Origin of the sequence: Campylobacter sp. RM9331, from assembly GCF_020137685.1 — a bacterium.
GTDB lineage: Bacteria > Campylobacterota > Campylobacteria > Campylobacterales > Campylobacteraceae > Campylobacter_E.
Map to the genome: position 1 here is coordinate 1 of NZ_JACGBA010000052.1, position 1,069 is coordinate 1,069.

1 protein-coding gene is annotated in these 1,069 nt (G+C 31.9%); it reads right to left on the bottom strand.

All coding sequences use genetic code 11. The features are described 5' to 3' along the window. Positions 1-55: 55 nt before the first annotated feature. A partial coding sequence (locus tag AVBRAN9331_RS09695) for a methyl-accepting chemotaxis protein (protein WP_214119010.1) occupies positions 56-1,069 on the bottom strand: 1,014 nt, incomplete at its 5' end.

The following is a 1,069-nucleotide window of genomic DNA, read 5'->3' on the forward strand; positions in this document are numbered from 1 at the left end:
TATTAGGAACTAGCATACTAATTCCTAATAATAAGTTTATTTTTAAGCTAATAAATCAAGTTCTAAATTCATTTAGCTTTTTGTTTAGTTGTTCTGTCATCTCACTTAGATGATTTGCTGCTCCTGCTATTTCTTCTACACTTCTTGCGTTTTCATTAGTGATAGTATTCATATTATTTACTCCACTTAATATCTCGCTCATATCTTTACTTGTGCTTATATAATCATTTACAGTTGCTTCACTAATTTTTACAGCTTCACTCATTACTTTACCCATTTCATTAATTGTATCTTGGGTATTACTTGCTACTTGAGTTAATTTACTAATTTCTGCTGAATTAGTGCTCATTTGCTCGCTTGCATCTTTAATGCCTTGAACTATAACACTTATTGTTGCATTTATTTCACTAAGGCTTTTTTGAGTTCTCTCAGCTAAACTTCTTACTTCATCAGCTACTACAGCAAATCCTCTACCATGCTCTCCTGCTCTTGCAGCTTCAATTGCAGCATTTAATGCAAGTAAGTTAGTCTGGTCTGCTACATCGTTAATTATTTCTAAAATAGATTTAACATTATCAGCATCACGGCTTAATTGCTCAATCTTACTAGCTAAAGCACTTTCTATATCAGCACTATGATTTATTTGATTAGTTAATGAATTAATAGCATCGTTTGCTGATTTTATAAACTTACTTGCATTACTTAATTCATCTTTACCTTTAGCTGCACCAATTACGCCTTTATCAAGGTTATCTTTAGTATTAGTTCCTTTATTAGCTACTTCTGTAACTATTACGCTACCTTCTTCTGCACGCTTACCTGTTTGAAGACTTGTGTGGCTTAATTCATTTGCTATTGAAGCGTTTTCATTTGAGATATCTTTTGCTTGTGCTATTAGAATTCTTACTTTTTCTAAGAATATATTAATAGCTTTACAAGCTTGAGCTATTTCATCATTGCCTTTATCATCTAGCTTTTTAGTTAAATCTCCATCTCCACTGCTAAGTTCGTTTGATTTAGCTGTTAGATTGTTTAGTGGGCGAGTGATTTGGAATTTTACGAAGATAAT